Genomic DNA, 15,820 nt, shown 5'->3' with positions numbered 1-15,820 from the left:
GGGCTCCGTCGGATGGATGTCAGCCTGTGGGCTCTTCACTTTCGACAGCATAGCCGCAAACCCATGCTGCGCGCCGTTGGCGGAATCGATGGACCTGCCAGCATTGGAACATACGTACGTTTGATATTGCCTTGCGACCTTGGTGACATGCGCAGGCTAGCTCTGGAGCAGGGAAACAGCCCTGAGCCCAGGGAGGAAACAACCCTGGCCAAAAGCCGGAAAATCGCTGGCATGGATGAGCGAGATCTCGCCTTCTCACCTAAACACAAGAAACAACGAGGCCCCTGCCCAGGGGGCAGAGGCCTCATGTCTTGCACACCGGACGCACACGTCAGGCGCATACGTCTGGCGCGCACGTCAGGAACAGGCAACTCAAGAGAGGTCGCGGACCTCGTTCTCGATCATCTTGCGGATATGCTCTTCGTTCTCGATCATCGATTCGCCGTCCTCGCGCAGCGATTTCAACAACCCGATCATCATGGCGATCAACACGAAGGTGAACGGCAAGGCGCCGGCGATCGAGGCAGCCTGCAGGGACTTGAGCGCTTGATCTCCCCCCAGCAACAGCAGGATCAAGGTCACGGCGCCCAGCATCATGCCCCAGATGATGCGTTGCTGAACCGGAGGACGACGACCGAAGGCCAACAGGCGTCCCAGCACCAGGGTGCCGGAATCCGCAGACGTGACGAAGAAGATGATCACCACGACCAGCGCCGCCACCTTGGCTACGGTCGCGGCGATGCCGGGTGTGAGCACCTCGAACGAGTGGTAGAGGGTTCCGGCGTAGTCCCAGTTGGTGACCGCAGCCGTATAGATGCCCATGTCGGCCCCATACAGGGACTGATAGATGCCCGCCGAGCCGATGACGCCAAACCAGACCAGCGCCACGATGGAGGGGATCACCATCACCCCGAGAATGAATTCACGGATAGTTCGGCCGCGCGAGATGCGGGCAATGAACATGCCGACGAATCCGGCCCAGGCGATCCACCAGCCCCAGTAGAAGATGGTCCAGCCGCCCTGCCAGATGCGCTCGTCCGGCGTGCGTGCCGTCCACAGTGTCATCGAGACGCCATCGGTGAGGTAATCCCCGAGCGCGGTGATGGAGCTCGCGATTAGATAGTTGGCATCGCTCACCAGCAGGAAGTAGGCAAGGATGCCGAGGCATACCCAGGTATTGAAGGTGGAAAGCAGCTTGATGCCACGTGCCACGCCGCTGGTCGCTGACAGAGTGGCGATGGCGCTGATCAGCAGGATGGAGACCACGGTCACCATGCGCGACTTCTCTTCGATGAGGCCCAGTGACATCAGGCCGGAGCCGATCTGCTCGACGCCCAGGCCGAGCGTGGTGGCGATGCCGAAAATGGTGCCGAACACGGTCAGGATGTCGACGGTATGTCCGATGGGCCCGTAGATACGGTTGCCGATCAGCGGATAGAGGGCCGAGCGCATCGAGAGCGGCAGGCCCTTGCGAAAGGCGAAATAGGCCAGTGACAGTCCGACGATGGCATACATGGCCCAGGCGATCGTACCCCAGTGGAAGACGGTGAGCTTGATGCCACCGGCCGCCGCTTCCGCGACGCGGCTGTCAGGCACCGGGAAGCCTTCGTCCCCCGGCATGAGCCCACTCGCCAAGGCTGCCTGCTTGGCCTCGAAGAAGACGGCGACGGCCGCCTTGATGTCAGCACTCAGAAACGGATTGCCCCCGCTCCAGTCACTCGCGAAATGGATCATGGGCTCGGACATCGAGAAGAACAGCATGCCCGCGCCGGTACCGCAGCCGAACAGCATCGAGAACCAGGCAAAATTGCTGAACTCCGGGCGTTCATCGTCACGCCCCAGCCGGATCTTGCCGACACGCGAACACATCACGTAAAGACAGACCACGAAGGTCGAGAACATGACCAGCACGTAGTACCAGCCCAGGGTGCTCTCTATCCAGGACTTGATACCCAGAAACTGATCGCTGGCCGTCTTGCCCAACAGAATCGCATAGAGAATGAAGAACACGGTCATGGTGATCGCGGTGATACCGAGCGTCGAGTTGAGACCCTTCAGGACACCTCGCTGCTCGATCAGTGCATCCAGTTCCTTTCCTTTCAGCATGTTTCTACCTCGTGACGGGTTGTTATTATCGTTTTTCATGACACCGGTATCGTGGTTCATGACAGCGGATACTGGGGCTCAGGGAACCTCAGGCGTCATGGCGACATTGCGGGCAGATCGCGTTCACCTTCGGTCAGTCATGGGCGAGAACCCTGGCAGGAGACACCACCACGGCATGTCATCTGGCCCCCGCCGGTATGCGACTTTGTGGGAAGAATCCATGCTAGAGGGCCCCCGCTCGCGAGACAAATAAGATCTCGACGTCGTCTGGATAAGCAGAGCTAATGCCTGAGCTGAGAAAGCGAGGCCTCAGGTCACGGCGTCTCTCGACAGATGCACTATCCAGTCCGGCTCATCCGGTCCGTCTCATCCAGACAGACAAAAGCCCCCGCGAGTCAACTCACGGGGGCTTGGGGTCTGACGGTCTCGCGCAGAGACTCGCTGTCAGCCGGCAGACTGGGTCAGGCGCAGCTGGTGCAGGTAGTGCATATGACGCTCGTACTGTTCGAGCAGATCATTGATGACCTGGTCCTTGCTGTAGCCCATCAGATCATAGGACTGGCCGCCTTCCTTGAGGAAGACCTCGGCACGACAGTAATCCTCTTCATCGCCCTCGTCTTCCTGATCCAGATTGAGATCCGGACGCAGGTGGGAGCGAATGCGCACGCCGTAGATGAAGTCATCTTCCTCGCCATGGCGCGCATTGAAGTAGACGCGATCACGACTGATGGTGACTTCCACCTCCAGCCCCTGACCACGCAGCTCTTCCGCCAGCTCCTGCATGCCCTGCGCGACGGTACCGCGCAGGAACCCCCGCACCATGGCGCGCGTCGGGAAGCTCATCAGGTGCTGGGCACGCTTGCGCCAGTTGCCCTTCTCGCCCATCGGGGTCGCCGCTGCCGTGTTGACGGACAGTGAACGCCGCTTGACGGACTCGAGATTGAGCTGGCGCAGCAGCCCGAAGATCGACGCCAGCAGGATCATCCCGAACGGCAAGGCAGTGGCGATGGTGGCCGTCTGCAGTGCGCCCAGCCCACCGGCCAGCATCAGGACGATCGCCAGAATGCCCACCGCGAAGGCCCAGTAGATACGCTGCCAGGTCGGGGTATCTTCCCGACCGCCGGAGGCCAGCATGTCGACCACCATCGAGCCGGAATCCGCGGATGTCACGAAGAACACGATGACCATCACCAGCGCGATCACCGAGGTGATGGACGCCAGCGGCAGCTGCTCGAGGAAGGTGAACAGGGCCAGCGAATAGTTGTCGTTGACGGTATCGACCAGCGCCGTGACGTTCTGCTCCATGATCATCGAGATGGCCGTGTTGCCGAAGATGGTCATCCACAGCAGGGTGAAGCCGGCCGGCACGAACAGCACGCCGATCACGAATTCCCGGATGGTGCGACCGCGTGAGACACGCGCGATGAACATGCCGACGAACGGAGACCATGACATCCACCAACCCCAGTACAGCAGCGTCCAGCCACCGATCCAGTCGTTGGGCTCATAGGCATAGAGTTCGAAGGTCTTGCCGACGATATCGGCCATGTAGAAACCGGAATTCTGCACGAAGGCCTTGAGCAGGAAGGCGGTCGGCCCGAGCAGCAACACGAACAGCAACAGCACGACGGCAAGCCCGAGATTGACCTCGGACAGGATGCGGATGCCCTTGTCGAGCCCGGTCACCACCGAGATGGTCGCAAGGCCGGTGATCACGACGATGATCGCCACCTGGGTCCAGTCATTGTTGGGCATGCCGGTCAGGTGCGAGAGCCCGGCGTTGACCTGTGCCACGCCGTAGCCCAGCGTGGTGGCAACCCCGCAGACGGTGCCGACGATGGCGAAGATGTCCACCGCATGGCCGATCGGCCCATGGATACGCTCACCAATCAGCGGATACAGCGCGCTGCGCAACGTCAGCGGCAGTTCATGGCGATAACTGAAGTAGGCCAGAATCAGCGCGACGATGGCATAGATGGACCAGGCGTGAAGCCCCCAGTGGAAGAAGGTCAGCTTCATCGCTTCGCGCGCGGTCTCCACCTCTTCAGGGGTTCCGGTCGGCGGATTCAGGAAATGCATCACCGGTTCGGCGACACCGAAGAACATCAGTCCGATGCCCATGCCAGCCGAGAACAACATCGCGAACCAGGTGACGTTGCTGTAGTCCGGCAGCGAGTGATCCGGACCAAGACGAATCTCGCCGTGGCGCGAGAAACCGACATAGATCACGGAAATGAGAACGATCGCGACACACAGGATATAGAACCAGCTGACGGTATTGGTGATCCAATGCTGGACCGAGTCAAATACCGACATGGCCGTGTCCGAGAACACTGCCGTGAAGATCACCAATAGCAGGATGATGGCGTTGGCGCAGAAGAAGACTGGCGGATTGACCTTGGCAAACAGGCCTGAACGAGACTCCTTGCCGGGCTCTCCGCCACCCGCAGCAGGGGTTGAACGCATGGGCATTTCCTAGTGGGTGTATTGGCGAGACAGCGTGGGCACTTGATGTCCCCTGGCTGCCTCAACGCGCATATCCATAATGAAAAGTCGTCATCAATGGCGGCGCGGATAATACCACTTGATGGCAACACGCCCAACGCCATGGACACGCCATTGCGGGGTATCACGACATCATCAGATATCATTTCTTTGCGGGTTGCTTGCACACTGAACGAGCGCGGCAGGCGCATAATCGGCGTGACGGATTGATGCAGAGGAGTTGAATGCATGAGCAGAAAAGGATCCACGCGCGGCCTCGCGCTGTCACTTGCCCTGTTGACTGCCCTGCCGGCCGCTTCGGCAATGGCCGGTCCGGGGCACCCACGTCTGGATGGCCCGGATATCTTCATCGGGCATGGTGGCCCTGGGCCGCTGGTACGCTGGGCCCCGGGAGGCCCCGGCCACGGGCATGGACTGCCGGCAGGCGCTCGCGGCATCTGGGTTGGCGCCACTCTCTACTACCTGGCGGCGGGCACCTATTACCTCTGGGAGGCCAGCCAGCAACAGTACCTGCCGGTCCAGGCCCCTGCTCCGGCGACGCTCTCCGCCCCCGCGGTGGATGTCATCGCCTATCCCTCCAAGGGGCAGAGCCAGGACCAGCAGGCCAGGGATCGCTACGAGTGTCATCGCTGGGCCAATCAGGAAAGTGGCGCGGATGCCAATTCCGCCGCCCCGCCGGTGACCGCCGGCAATGCCGACACCTATCGCCGCGCATTGAGTGCCTGCTTCAGCGGACGCGGCTACAGCGTGCAATGAGTCAGCCGGCTGCACGCGAAAAGGCCCGCCACTTCATCGTGGCGGGCCTTTGCCTGCCTGCTCGCGGAAGACCTGAGGGCCTGGTGACGTGAGTTCTGTGTCGTGAGCCTTGAAGCGAAGCATCAGCCGCGACGCTTCTGGTGGCGCTCGCGGTTGTTGTCACGCGCCGCACGGGATTTGCGCAACATCACCAACGTTGCCCCCAGGCCACCATGACGCTGCGGAGCACTGCTCCAGGCTTGCACCTCCGGCATCTGTTGCAGCCAATGCACCAGGTAGGAGCGAATCAAGGCAGCATGCGATTCACCATCACGCCCCTTGCCATGGATCACCAGCAGCGAGCGCAATTCACTGCCCCAGGCATCCTGAATGAAGCGATGGACCTCTCGACGACACTCGATCAAGGGCCGACGCATCAGATTGAGCTGTGCCTCAGGGGGGTAGCCGCCCTGACGCAGACGGTCCAGCACGCCCACCTGAATGCCATCACGCCGATACTCGACCGGATCATGCGGCGACAGATGCTCCACGTAACTGTCTGACAACCCATCCAGCTCATTGCCCAGCGCCTTCTGGGCCTCTTCCCGACGGGCCAGCTGTGCTTCGCTCGGTGCCCTGGGCCCCGTGGCCACATCCGCGCGATCCTTGCCACGCGTCAGAGGAGCAACACCTTGCATCTCACGACTGAACAGCGCATCCGCTTCATCAGGGGTAATCTCGCGCGAATGCGCTGCCAACATCATTGCAGGGGAAAAACGTGACATGGCACCCTCCAGTCTTCACCAGGACGTGGCAATCAGGGAGCAGGTCGTCATCAAGACCTGCCAGCGCCCGGGGCGATGGTTGGCCACCCGGGGCGCAGAGGACGCAAATGACGACGCCCCGAGACAGAGAATGCCTCGGGGCGTGAGCCAAGCTCAAGCGTCCATGCCAAATTCGTGCGTCCACACGTCTGGCGTCACGACGGGATCAGTGACCCGTCTTGAGCTGTTCCCAGTACTTCTGATAGATCGACAGCGCATCGCCGACATCGGTCTGGAACTCGCCACGTGCGAGATCCTGCTGCGTCGGGAAGACCACCGGGTTGTCACGCACCTCGGGGTCCATCATCTCCTTGGCGGCAAGGCTCGGCGTAGTGTAACCCACGTATTCGCTGATCTCCTTGCTGACTTGCGGGCTGATCAGATAATCGATGAACTGATAGGCCGCATCGACGTGACGCGCATTGGACGGGATGGCCATGGTGTCCATCCACAGAATGATGCCTTCCTCGGGATAGACGTAATTCACCGGTACGCCTTCCTCATTGGCCTGGTAGACCTCACCGTTCCAGATCAGACCGGCATCGACCTCGCCCTGCATGAACGGCACACGCGCCGCATCGGAGTTGAAGGCGCGAACATTGGGCATCAACTCGGTCAGCTTCTCGTAGGCTGCCTTGATCTCGTCCGGGTCCGTGGTATTGCCGCTGTAGCCCAGGCTTGCCAGCGCGACATGGAAGACCTCGCGCATGTCATTGGAGAGCAGCAACTTGTCACGATACTTGTCATCCCACAGATCGTTCCAGCTGGTCAGCGCGCCCTCTTCGACATAGTCAGGGTTGTAACCGATCCCGGCGCTGCCCCACATGTAAGGCACGCTATATTGATTGCCCTTGTCGAAGTCGCGGTCGACCAGGTTGGGATCGAGATCCTTGAAATGGCTGAGCTTGCTGACATCCAGCTTCTGCAGCAGATTCTCGCGCGCCATCTTGTCGATGTAATACGTCGACGGGAAGACGAGATCGTAGCTGTTGTCGCTGTCCAGCAGCTTCAGCTTGGCGTACATCGCTTCGTTGGAATCGAAGGTGGAATAGATGACATCGATACCGGTCTGTTCTTCAAAGCGCTCGATGACCTCATCGGGCATGTACTCCGTCCAGTTGTAGACGTAGAGCACCTTGTCGCTGTCATCCGCGGCCAGAACGGGGGCGGATGTCGCCACGGATGCCAGGCTGACGGCAGCCATCAGGCCAGCGGCGCGCAGCGGGAAACGGGAACCTTGCATGTTATTTTTTCTCCTTGATCAACCACTGGGAAATCACCAGCAGACAGAGTGACAATCCAAGCAGCAGAGTTGCCAGTGCATTCACTTCAGGCTTGAGCCCCAGGCGCACCATGGAATAGATACGCAGCGGCAGTACTTCAAAGGTCGGACCGGTGACGAAGGTCGAGATCACGACATCGTCCAATGACAGGGTAAAACTGAGCAGCCAACCCGAGGCTATCGCCGGCATCAACGCTGGCACCAGCACATGCCAGACGGCCCGTGCTTCGCTGGCCCCCAGATCACGTGCGGCCTCCAGCAATTGCGGATTGATCCCCGACAGGCGCGAATACACCGTGATCACCACGAAGGGCAGACAGAAGGTGGCATGAGAGACCAGCAACGAGAGATAGCCCAGCTGGATGCCCAGGGCGATGAACAGCGCCAGGAACGCGATCGCCATCACGATGTCCGGCATCATCATCACGGTAAACAGCATGCCGTTGAGCAGCGGCTTTCCCCGGAAGCGATAACGGTACAGCGCCGTGGCGGTCAGGGTGCCGATCAGCGTGGCGAGAGTCGCCGCCGTCACGCCCAGCCACAGGGTATTGAGCGCAGCATCCATCAGATTGGCGTTGCCCAGCAGCTTGTCGTACCAGCGCAGACTGAAGCCACCCCAGAGGAACGGATTGCGCGAATCATTGAAGGAAATCCCGATCAACACCAGGATCGGCACATACAGCAGCGTGAAGATCAGCGTCATGTAGCAACGACTGAACACGCGCAGGGGGCGGCTCAAGCTCATAGTGTCACCTCCCGCTTGAAGAGCTTGACGCTGCGGTAATACGCAAGCAGCAGGAAGGCCATCACCAGTGTCAGCATCACGCTGATGGCCGCCCCGAAGGACCAGTTGTTGGCTTCCAGGAACTGTCCCTTGATGATGTTGCCGATCAAGGGATGACGCGAGCCACCCAGCAGATCCGACACATAGAACATGCCCATCGCCGGCAGGAACACCAGCAGCACGCCGGCGATGATGCCGGGCATGGTCAGCGGCAACACCACATGACGGAAGGTGGCCAGACCATTGGCGCCGAGATCGCGTGCCGCCTCCAGGGTCGGACGGCTGAGCTGCTCGAACACCGCGTAAAGCGGAAGAATCATGAAGGGCAACAGCATGTAGACCAGCCCGATGATCACCGCCTCCTCGGTATACAGAAGCCGCAGGGGAGTATCGATCAGCCCCAGAGTCATCAGCACATCATTGAGCAGCCCACGAGTCGCGATCAGCGTGCGCAGGGCATAGATGCGAATCAGCGAGTTGGTCCAGAACGGGATGATCACCAGCAGCAGCAGCAGCGGCTGCATCCGGGGGCTGGCACGCGAGATCATCCAGGCGAACGGATACCCGAGCACCAGGCAGATAAGAGTCGTGACCAGGCCGATCCACAGCGAATGGCCAAACACTCCCAGATAGACCGGACTGATCATCTGGCCGTAATTGGTCAGCAAGCCCTGCCAGAGCGTGGCAGGCGAGATGTCGCCACTCAGTAGCTGCCCACTGCCCTCGGGCATCAGGCTGACCAGTACCACCAGCAAGGTGGGCGCCAGTACCAGCACGATCAGCCAGCCCCAGATGATGGTCAGCGTGGCCGTCTTGAAGGGATTGCGCACCACACTCATGCCCCCGCCTCCACGGGGGCATCATCCGGCAGGATGATTTCCCAGTCCGGCACCCAACTGACCTTGACGCGCTCACCGAGGCGATAATCGAAGTCCGGATCATCCTCATCGAAGAACTCGCTGGCCAGCAGCTGCTGGCCACTGTCGAGCTCCAGCACCGTATCCAGCGTCATGCCCTTGTAGTTGCGCTCGATGACACGGGCCGCGAAGCCTTCGCTGTCCTCGGCGGACTTGAGTCGCATGTCCTCCGGGCGCAGCAGCACCTGCACCGCCTCGCCACCCAGGTATTCGCGGCCGTGGCTGCTCAGTTCCAGCGACTTTCCCAGCACCTCGACGTGGATGCGCCCCGGCGTTGTCGAAGGCCGCTCGACGCGTGCCGCCAGCTGATTGATCTCGCCGACGAAGCGCGCCACGAACAGCGTGCTCGGCGACTCATAGACTTCACGCGGCGTGCCGATCTGCTCGATCCCCCCTTCCCGCATCACGACCACACGATCGGACATGGAGAGCGCTTCCTCCTGATCGTGGGTGACGAAGACGAAGGTGATGCCCAGACGGCGCTGAAGACGCTTCAGTTCATTCTGCATCTGCTTGCGCAGCTTGTAGTCCAATGCCGAGAGCGGCTCATCCAGCAGCAGGACACGCGGGCGCTTGATGACGGCGCGGGCAATGGCGACACGTTGCTGCTGGCCACCGGAGAGCTGGTCCGGACGACGGTCGGACAGATGCGCCAATTGCACCATTTCCAGCGCTTCCCGCACACGCTCGTGGATCTCGGCCTTGGGCACCTTCTCCATGCGCAACCCGAAGGCCACGTTGTCGTAAAGATTCATGTGCGGAAACAGCGCATAACTCTGGAAGACGGTATTGACCGGACGCAGGTGCGCAGGCGTGTGCTGCAATGCCGCGTTCTCGAGCGTGATGGTACCCGCATCAGGATCCTCGAAGCCTGCGATCAAGCGCAGTACGGTCGTCTTGCCACACCCTGAGGGGCCTAGCAGGGTCACGAACTCACCATCCTTCAAATCCAGATCCAGGCTGTCGAGCACCTTGCGCTCGCCAAACGTCTTGGTGATGGAGCGCAACTTGACCAGTGGGGTCGTCTCAGGAGCAGAGCTATTCATCGGCAGGGGGTCACCTCCAGCGGGAAACGCGCACGTCTCCCTGATACATGAAATGGCGCGCCGGAAATGATGCGCCACACTGTCGAGTCTTCTTCAGTTCCTGCGCGACCTGCACGCAGAAGGTCCAGCTCAGGATCTTTACCGCTGCGCCACGGCGGTCATGCAAGCCGTTGTCCATGCCGTCAGGCGATGCGCGCGGCAACAAATCCTGAGCGACGAAACATGAAAAGGCCCGTACCGGAGTCGGGCCTTTTGCATTGCCTGGCAGCTTGCATCCTCCAGCCTCAGGCAGGTCGTGAGGTGCGCATTCTGCCCACTCGAGGGCCTGCTGTCATCTCGCATTCACCCAGGAACAACTCACGTCGCCATGGAGGAGGTGGATGACGGATTCGTCGGAAGGGGGGCGCCGGTGTGGGCAGAGCCAGATTCGACCTCACCGACACTGGGCAGAACCTCCACCAGCCCACAGTCCATGCGTTCCTTCTCGGCCTGACGCGCCTGAGCCAACGCTTCTCGCAACGGCTCCAGACGAGGGTGCGGCGCTTCGCCGGCCTCGCCTGCCGGCAGATCCCAGGGCAGCGCTCGCGCCAGCTCCCAGAGCGTATAGTGATTGAGATCACGTCCCAGCACCCACTGACCATCCTGGGTCTGGCTGGCGATGTTCTCCTCAATCAAGGGCTTGAGTACACGACGATAGCGGCTGCCCAACACCTCGGTCAGGCTGTCATCCGACAGCGGCTCGCCCCGTTCATGCGCATCCTTGAGCAGCATGACGGCCCCCAGGGTCTGCCAGAACGGTGGCCAGCGGTGCCAGTCAGCGTTGGAGCGTTCCCCCATCCAGGCCGCCACTTCCGCCCCCAGCAACACGATGCACCAGGACAGGAAGACCCACAGCAGGAACAGTGGCACTGCCGCGAAGGCACCATAGATGGCCTGATAGGACGGGAACTGCGTGACGTAGAACGAGAACCCGGCCTTGGCCAGTTCCAGTGCCAGAGCTGTCGTCACCGCTCCCACGGCCGCATCCCGCAGGCGCACCTTGCAATTGGGTACCGCGGCATAGATGAAGGTGAAGGCCACCGCGCTCAACAATGGTGGCAACAGGCGCAGCAATACCGCCTTACCGCCCAGCATCGAGGCCGCTGAATCGAAGAACGACAGCGAAGTCAGATAGGAAGACAGCAGGAAACCGGACCCCAGCATCAGCGGCCCGAGTGTCAGTACCGCCCAGTACATCAGAAAGCTCGACAGCCCCTTGCGCCCTTCCGGTACCTGCCAGATGGCATTGAACGCCCCTTCGATGGTGATCATCATCAACACCGAGGTGACGAACAAAAAGATGAGGCCCACGGAGGTCAGATTGCGAGCCTGGCCCGAGAACTCATTGAGGTACTCAAGCACCGTCTCGCCGGTGGAGGGCAGGAACTGGGCAAAGACGGTGGTCTGCAGTTGCTGCCCGACACCGTCAAAGCTCGGGATGACGGCGAACATCGAATAGATCACCGTCATCAGAGGCACCACCGCGAACAGGGTGGTATAGGTCAAGGCGGAGGCAGTCTTCTTGCCATCGTGATAGTTGAAACGTGAGACCAGCTTGAGGACGACCCCGATGGCAGGCGTCATCCGCTTTAGTTGTGGCAGTTGTGGCATTCTCATGCGCCCCTCTACAATGCATCCCTGATGTGAAGCTGCCGTCAGGAATCACTGACGGCACAGTCCATTCGCCTTACCGCCTGTCCGGAAACGGAGACAGTCATGCCAATGCTGAAACTCTATCACAACCCGCGCTGCTCCAAGTCACGCGAAACCCTCGCGTTGCTGGAGTCACGCCTGAAAAGCGACGAATTCGAGACCATTCGTTACCTGGACACCCCGTTGAGCCGTGAGCAGCTGAGTGCGCTGGCCGCTCGACTCGAAGGCGGGGCGAAAGCCCTGACGCGAGAGAACGAGGGTGACTGGAAGGCGCTCGCCCTTGAGGAACCCGATGATGCACGACGTCTGGACGCCATCGCTGCCACGCCCAAGTTGATGCAACGCCCGATTCTCGATGATGGAAAGCGCGCCATCATCGGCAGACCACCGCAGGATGTACTCGCCCTGCTCGACGACGCCTGATCCCTTCGTGACCTGAGGACGCCCATGTCAGCTGACACCCATTCCAGTACGTCCCCCGATACGACACCCTATGTGCTCGTGCTTTATTACTCGCGTCACGGTGCGACCCAGACCCTGGCGGAGCAGATCGTCGCTGGCATCGAGTCCATTCCGGGAATCCAGGCCCGCCTGCGCCGTGTCCCCGAAGTCTCGACGACCTGCGAGCAGACCACGCCGGAAATCCCCGACAGCGGTGCCATGTATGCCACCCTCGATGACCTGCGTCAGTGTGCAGGCCTGGCACTTGGCAGCCCGACCCGTTTCGGCAACATGGCCGCTCCGCTGAAGTACTTCCTCGACTCCACCAGCGAGCTGTGGATGAACGGGGCACTGATCGACAAGCCCGCCACCGCCTTCAGTGCCTCAAGCTCACTGCATGGCGGTCAGGAAACCACCTTGATGACCATGCTGGTGCCTCTTCTTCACCACGGCATGGTCTATGCGGGTGTGCCCTACAGTGCCACTGAATTGCTGGAAACCACCCAGGGCGGTACGCCCTATGGCACCACCCATGTCAGCGGCAAGCGCGGTGACAATGACGTGAATGACCATGAGCGACGCCTGGCCGTCGCGCAAGGCAAGCGCATTGCGCGCCTGGCCCTCGCCATGCAACCCCTCAGGGAGAACCGATAGATGCGCGCCTGGCTTGAACGAATGGAACGCGAACAGGGCCTCGACACCCTCGAGGCCAAGAGCCGCCGCGGCGTGATCGTGAGCTTCGCGGCCCTGGCCATCATCCTGCTGGTAGGTGGCATCCAGTTGATGGCCCAGAGTGACAACACCGGCCTGGTGCCGTTGTTGATTCGCCTGTTGCCCATTGCCCTTTTCCTGCCCGCCGTGCTGACTCGTCGCGCCCGCGGCCACGTCTGGCTGGCCTTCGTCAGCCTGCTCTATCTCATGCAGGGCGTGATGCTGGCCAGCGTACCCGGCCATGGGGTGATCGGCGTACTGGAGGCGCTGGCGGCACTTGGCCTGTTCCTCGCCAGCATGGCGTATGCTCGCTTTCGCTCGCGCAATCTGAAGCGTCAGCCTCAGTCGTGATGCGGGCCGGCCCCCCCCATGGGGCAAAAGGCCGGCCGCCAAGGACCTGACAGATAGCGCCCCCTGGGCGCTATCTGTCATCAGGCCTGGCGCTTTGTCTGCACGACCGGCGATTCTTTCGAATTTTCTGCCCCTTCCCTCATTTCTGTCCCTGCCGCTATCTCTTTCCGCTGTCTCTTTCCGCTTCTCTTTTTCCTCTCCCCCTTTCTCCTCGGCCTCGGCGCTTATCCCTTGAAGATTCGCGGAGGAATCCAATGACAGATCAGCACTCGACGGTGGCTTGCCGGGCAATTGGCGCTAGAATCCAGAGGATTGCACTGCAGAGTGCCACCTTGGCCGCATCGCCACACCATCATCGTCACGCTATGCTGATGCGTCTGACCCCTTCGGGATCGGGTCGTCACGCAGCCTCGCGTGATGCCAATGCCCATTGAGCCGACAGGAACCCCGTACGCCTCATGCCTACGACCCCCACCACCGATGGCGTGACACGCACCCTCGACGACGGCGCGCCCTCCCTGAAGATGGCCGAACCTGAGTCGATCACCACGGCCAGCGCCTGGCTGAGTGCTCGCCAGGCGTGGCGTGAGGCGCTGCGTCAGACGCTACCGGTGATGTTCGGCTATATCCCGCTGGGAGCCGCCTTCGGGGTGCTGTTCACCCAGTTACCCCTGAGCCCCTGGCTGGGACTCTTGATGTCGGTGATCATCCTGGCGGGTGCCGGGCAGTTCCTGGCGGTCGCTCTGCTGGGCGCTGGAGCGGGCGTCACGGAGGTGGCCGTCGCCACCCTGCTGCTCAACTCACGCCACCTGTTCTATGGCCTGTCATTGCTGGAACGTTTTCGCGAGGCCGGAATCGCCAAGCTCTATCTCATCTTCGGCCTCACCGACGAGACCTACTCGCTGCTATCCAGCCTGCCGCGCAGCGGTGAGCGGGATGACAAGGCCGCCAGGCGCAATGATCAGCGTCTGATGCTGCGCATTACGGCGCTCAACCAGCTGTGGTGGGTATTGGGGACCGCACTGGGACTAGCGGCCGGTCAGCTCACCTTCGACAGCAGCGGCATCGAATTTGCCCTCACCGCCCTGTTCGTCGTGCTCGGCATCGAGCAATGGTACGCACTGCGGGAACGCTGGCCCTTCCTGCTGGGCCTGGTGATCACCCTGGCGGGGCTATGGGTGCTGCCCCAAGACCAACTGCTGCTCGGCAGCATCGCCGCGGCAAGTGTCCTTCTGCTCGGCCATTATCTCCATCAACAGCGCTCTCTGAGCGACGGGAGCCGGACACGATGACAACGACCCAGGCACTGCTGCTGATCGGCGTGGCCGCGCTGGCGACCTTCGCGACACGCGTGACCCCCTTCCTGTTTCTCTCACGCCATTCCGCACATCCCTTGATCCTGCACATGGGTCGCTATCTGCCGGCCATCGTGATGGTCGTGCTGATCATCGTGTCCCTGTCTGCCATGTCATTGCCCGGCGACTCCCCCCGTGATCTGCCCTCCACGCTTGCTCGCAGCGAGCTCTGGCGCGACTGGCTGATGCAGGCCGAAGGTGCCGGCATGCTGATATCCGCCGCCTGCGTGGCCGGCCTTCACCTCTGGCGACGCAATGCGCTGCTCTCCATCGCCGTCGGTACCGGTCTTTACATGGCGTGGGTACAGCTCGGCCCCATGGCACAGGCCTGAGGCCCTTGCGATCTGGCGCTCGACGGTACACAGTCCTTACATTACATGAGCAATTCATCAAGGGAGCCCACCATGAATCGCGATATCGCTGACGTGCGCAGAACCTACTCCGGTGATGGCCTGAATCTTGACAACACCCCGGCCGAACCCTTCGAGCAGTTTCAGGAATGGCTGACCAGCGCACTCTCCGCCGATGACAACGATGCCAATGTGATGACGTTGTCCACCGTGGACAGCCAGGGCAAGCCGCACGCGCGCATCGTGCTGCTCAAGGGATACGACGCACAAGGGTTCATCTTCTATACCAACTATCAGAGCCACAAGGGCAGCGAACTGGCCAATGTGCCGCATGCGGCCCTGACGTTCTGGTGGCCTGCCATGGAGCGCCAGGTCCGTATCGAGGGTCGCGTGGAGAAGGTCTCAGACGCCACCTCGGACCACTACTTCGCCTCCCGTCCCAAGGAAAGCCAGCTGGGGGCCTGGGTCTCGCAGCAGAGCGTCGAGATTCCGGATCGCGACTGGCTCAGCGAGAGACAGGGCCGCTTCGAGAAGGTCTATGCCGACAGTGATGTCCCGCGACCTGAGCACTGGGGTGGCTATCGCGTGGTGCCCGAGATGATCGAGTTCTGGCAGGGCCAGCCATCACGGCTGCACGACCGGGTCCGTTATCAGCGTCTGGATACCGAAGACAATGAGTGGCACAAGGTGATGCTCGCACCGTGAGTGGCACCTGATCGCC

15 protein-coding genes are annotated in these 15,820 nt (G+C 61.3%); 7 read left to right on the top strand and 8 right to left on the bottom strand.

Annotated elements, in window-relative coordinates; translation table 11 throughout:
* Positions 1-372: 372 nt before the first annotated feature.
* Both QD172_RS00190 and betT read right to left on the bottom strand, forming a co-directional pair.
* The gene (locus tag QD172_RS00190; protein ID WP_279854519.1) at positions 373-2,106 is read right to left on the bottom strand and encodes a BCCT family transporter; all 1,734 of its coding nucleotides are present in this window, start codon (positions 2,104-2,106) and stop codon (positions 373-375) included.
* A 444-nt stretch (positions 2,107-2,550) separates the two neighbouring features.
* Positions 2,551-4,572, bottom strand: a complete 2,022-nt coding sequence (betT, locus tag QD172_RS00185) for a choline BCCT transporter BetT (protein ID WP_077376546.1) — start codon at positions 4,570-4,572, stop codon at positions 2,551-2,553.
* A 267-nt stretch (positions 4,573-4,839) separates the two neighbouring features.
* Here betT and QD172_RS00180 point away from each other — a divergent pair, with 267 nt between their 5' ends.
* Positions 4,840-5,367 carry a hypothetical protein gene (locus QD172_RS00180; RefSeq protein ID WP_084208710.1) on the top strand — a complete coding sequence of 176 codons (528 nt, stop codon included), beginning with the start codon at positions 4,840-4,842 and terminating at the stop codon, positions 5,365-5,367.
* Between the two features lie 122 nt (positions 5,368-5,489).
* Here the strand turns inward: QD172_RS00180 and smrA are convergent, their stop codons facing one another.
* The 6 genes from smrA to QD172_RS00150 form a co-directional block, all read right to left on the bottom strand.
* Positions 5,490-6,131: a DNA endonuclease SmrA gene (smrA, locus tag QD172_RS00175; RefSeq protein WP_347882017.1), complete on the bottom strand. Its 642-nt coding sequence runs from the start codon at positions 6,129-6,131 to the stop codon at positions 5,490-5,492.
* 205 nt (positions 6,132-6,336) lie between these two features.
* On the bottom strand, positions 6,337-7,413 hold the full coding sequence (locus QD172_RS00170) for an extracellular solute-binding protein (RefSeq protein WP_205632690.1): 1,077 nt from the start codon (positions 7,411-7,413) through the stop codon (positions 6,337-6,339).
* A gap of 1 nt (position 7,414) precedes the next feature.
* A complete protein-coding gene (potC, locus tag QD172_RS00165) occupies positions 7,415-8,197 on the bottom strand; it encodes a spermidine/putrescine ABC transporter permease PotC (RefSeq protein WP_077376552.1) in 783 nt (260 codons plus the stop codon).
* A complete protein-coding gene (gene potB / locus QD172_RS00160) occupies positions 8,194-9,075 on the bottom strand; it encodes a spermidine/putrescine ABC transporter permease PotB (protein WP_077376555.1) in 882 nt (293 codons plus the stop codon). Before potB ends, potC begins: the two co-directional genes overlap by 4 nt.
* The gene (gene potA / locus QD172_RS00155) at positions 9,072-10,199 is read right to left on the bottom strand and encodes a spermidine/putrescine ABC transporter ATP-binding protein PotA (RefSeq protein WP_077376558.1); all 1,128 of its coding nucleotides are present in this window, start codon (positions 10,197-10,199) and stop codon (positions 9,072-9,074) included. Before potA ends, potB begins: the two co-directional genes overlap by 4 nt.
* Positions 10,200-10,556: 357 nt before the next feature.
* A complete protein-coding gene (locus tag QD172_RS00150; RefSeq protein ID WP_176503283.1) occupies positions 10,557-11,855 on the bottom strand; it encodes a YihY family inner membrane protein in 1,299 nt (432 codons plus the stop codon).
* Between the two features lie 99 nt (positions 11,856-11,954).
* Here QD172_RS00150 and QD172_RS00145 point away from each other — a divergent pair, with 99 nt between their 5' ends.
* From QD172_RS00145 to pdxH, 6 genes are all read left to right on the top strand, one after another.
* Positions 11,955-12,314, top strand: coding sequence for an ArsC/Spx/MgsR family protein (locus tag QD172_RS00145; RefSeq protein WP_279854517.1), 360 nt, complete (start codon positions 11,955-11,957; stop codon positions 12,312-12,314).
* Positions 12,315-12,338: 24 nt separating this feature from the next.
* Positions 12,339-12,986 carry an NAD(P)H:quinone oxidoreductase gene (wrbA, locus tag QD172_RS00140; protein WP_077376567.1) on the top strand — a complete coding sequence of 216 codons (648 nt, stop codon included), beginning with the start codon at positions 12,339-12,341 and terminating at the stop codon, positions 12,984-12,986.
* Positions 12,987-13,394 (top strand): DUF2069 domain-containing protein, encoded by a 408-nt coding sequence (locus QD172_RS00135; protein WP_279854516.1) that lies wholly within the window; start codon positions 12,987-12,989, stop codon positions 13,392-13,394. It abuts the gene before it with no gap.
* A gap of 458 nt (positions 13,395-13,852) precedes the next feature.
* A complete protein-coding gene (locus QD172_RS00130) occupies positions 13,853-14,686 on the top strand; it encodes an AzlC family ABC transporter permease (RefSeq protein WP_279854515.1) in 834 nt (277 codons plus the stop codon).
* A complete protein-coding gene (locus QD172_RS00125) occupies positions 14,683-15,081 on the top strand; it encodes an AzlD domain-containing protein (RefSeq protein WP_077376573.1) in 399 nt (132 codons plus the stop codon). Before QD172_RS00130 ends, QD172_RS00125 begins: the two co-directional genes overlap by 4 nt.
* 72 nt (positions 15,082-15,153) lie before the next feature.
* Positions 15,154-15,804 carry a pyridoxamine 5'-phosphate oxidase gene (gene pdxH / locus QD172_RS00120; RefSeq protein WP_077376576.1) on the top strand — a complete coding sequence of 217 codons (651 nt, stop codon included), beginning with the start codon at positions 15,154-15,156 and terminating at the stop codon, positions 15,802-15,804.
* The last annotated feature ends 16 nt before the right edge of the window (positions 15,805-15,820 follow it).

Origin of the sequence: Cobetia sp. 10Alg 146 (genome assembly GCF_029846385.1) — a bacterium.
Taxonomy (GTDB): Bacteria; Pseudomonadota; Gammaproteobacteria; order Pseudomonadales; family Halomonadaceae; genus Cobetia; species Cobetia marina.
The sequence above is the reverse complement of the archived record's forward strand: the minus strand, read 5'-3'. Positions and strand labels throughout refer to the sequence as shown.

Bases quoted from the DNA above. Each gene is read 5' to 3' on its own strand.
- QD172_RS00190 (WP_279854519.1), bottom strand. From the start codon at position 2,106: ATGCTGAAAGGAAAGGAACTGGATGCACTGATCGAGCAGCGAGGTGTC.
- betT (WP_077376546.1), bottom strand. From the start codon at position 4,572: ATGCGTTCAACCCCTGCTGCGGGTGGCGGAGAGCCCGGCAAGGAGTCT.
- QD172_RS00180 (WP_084208710.1), top strand. From the start codon at position 4,840: ATGAGCAGAAAAGGATCCACGCGCGGCCTCGCGCTGTCACTTGCCCTG.
- smrA (WP_347882017.1), bottom strand. From the start codon at position 6,131: ATGTCACGTTTTTCCCCTGCAATGATGTTGGCAGCGCATTCGCGCGAG.
- QD172_RS00170 (WP_205632690.1), bottom strand. From the start codon at position 7,413: ATGCAAGGTTCCCGTTTCCCGCTGCGCGCCGCTGGCCTGATGGCTGCC.
- potC (WP_077376552.1), bottom strand. From the start codon at position 8,197: ATGAGCTTGAGCCGCCCCCTGCGCGTGTTCAGTCGTTGCTACATGACG.
- potB (WP_077376555.1), bottom strand. From the start codon at position 9,075: ATGAGTGTGGTGCGCAATCCCTTCAAGACGGCCACGCTGACCATCATC.
- potA (WP_077376558.1), bottom strand. From the start codon at position 10,199: ATGAATAGCTCTGCTCCTGAGACGACCCCACTGGTCAAGTTGCGCTCC.
- QD172_RS00150 (WP_176503283.1), bottom strand. From the start codon at position 11,855: ATGAGAATGCCACAACTGCCACAACTAAAGCGGATGACGCCTGCCATC.
- QD172_RS00145 (WP_279854517.1), top strand. From the start codon at position 11,955: ATGCCAATGCTGAAACTCTATCACAACCCGCGCTGCTCCAAGTCACGC.
- wrbA (WP_077376567.1), top strand. From the start codon at position 12,339: ATGTCAGCTGACACCCATTCCAGTACGTCCCCCGATACGACACCCTAT.
- QD172_RS00135 (WP_279854516.1), top strand. From the start codon at position 12,987: ATGCGCGCCTGGCTTGAACGAATGGAACGCGAACAGGGCCTCGACACC.
- QD172_RS00130 (WP_279854515.1), top strand. From the start codon at position 13,853: ATGCCTACGACCCCCACCACCGATGGCGTGACACGCACCCTCGACGAC.
- QD172_RS00125 (WP_077376573.1), top strand. From the start codon at position 14,683: ATGACAACGACCCAGGCACTGCTGCTGATCGGCGTGGCCGCGCTGGCG.
- pdxH (WP_077376576.1), top strand. From the start codon at position 15,154: ATGAATCGCGATATCGCTGACGTGCGCAGAACCTACTCCGGTGATGGC.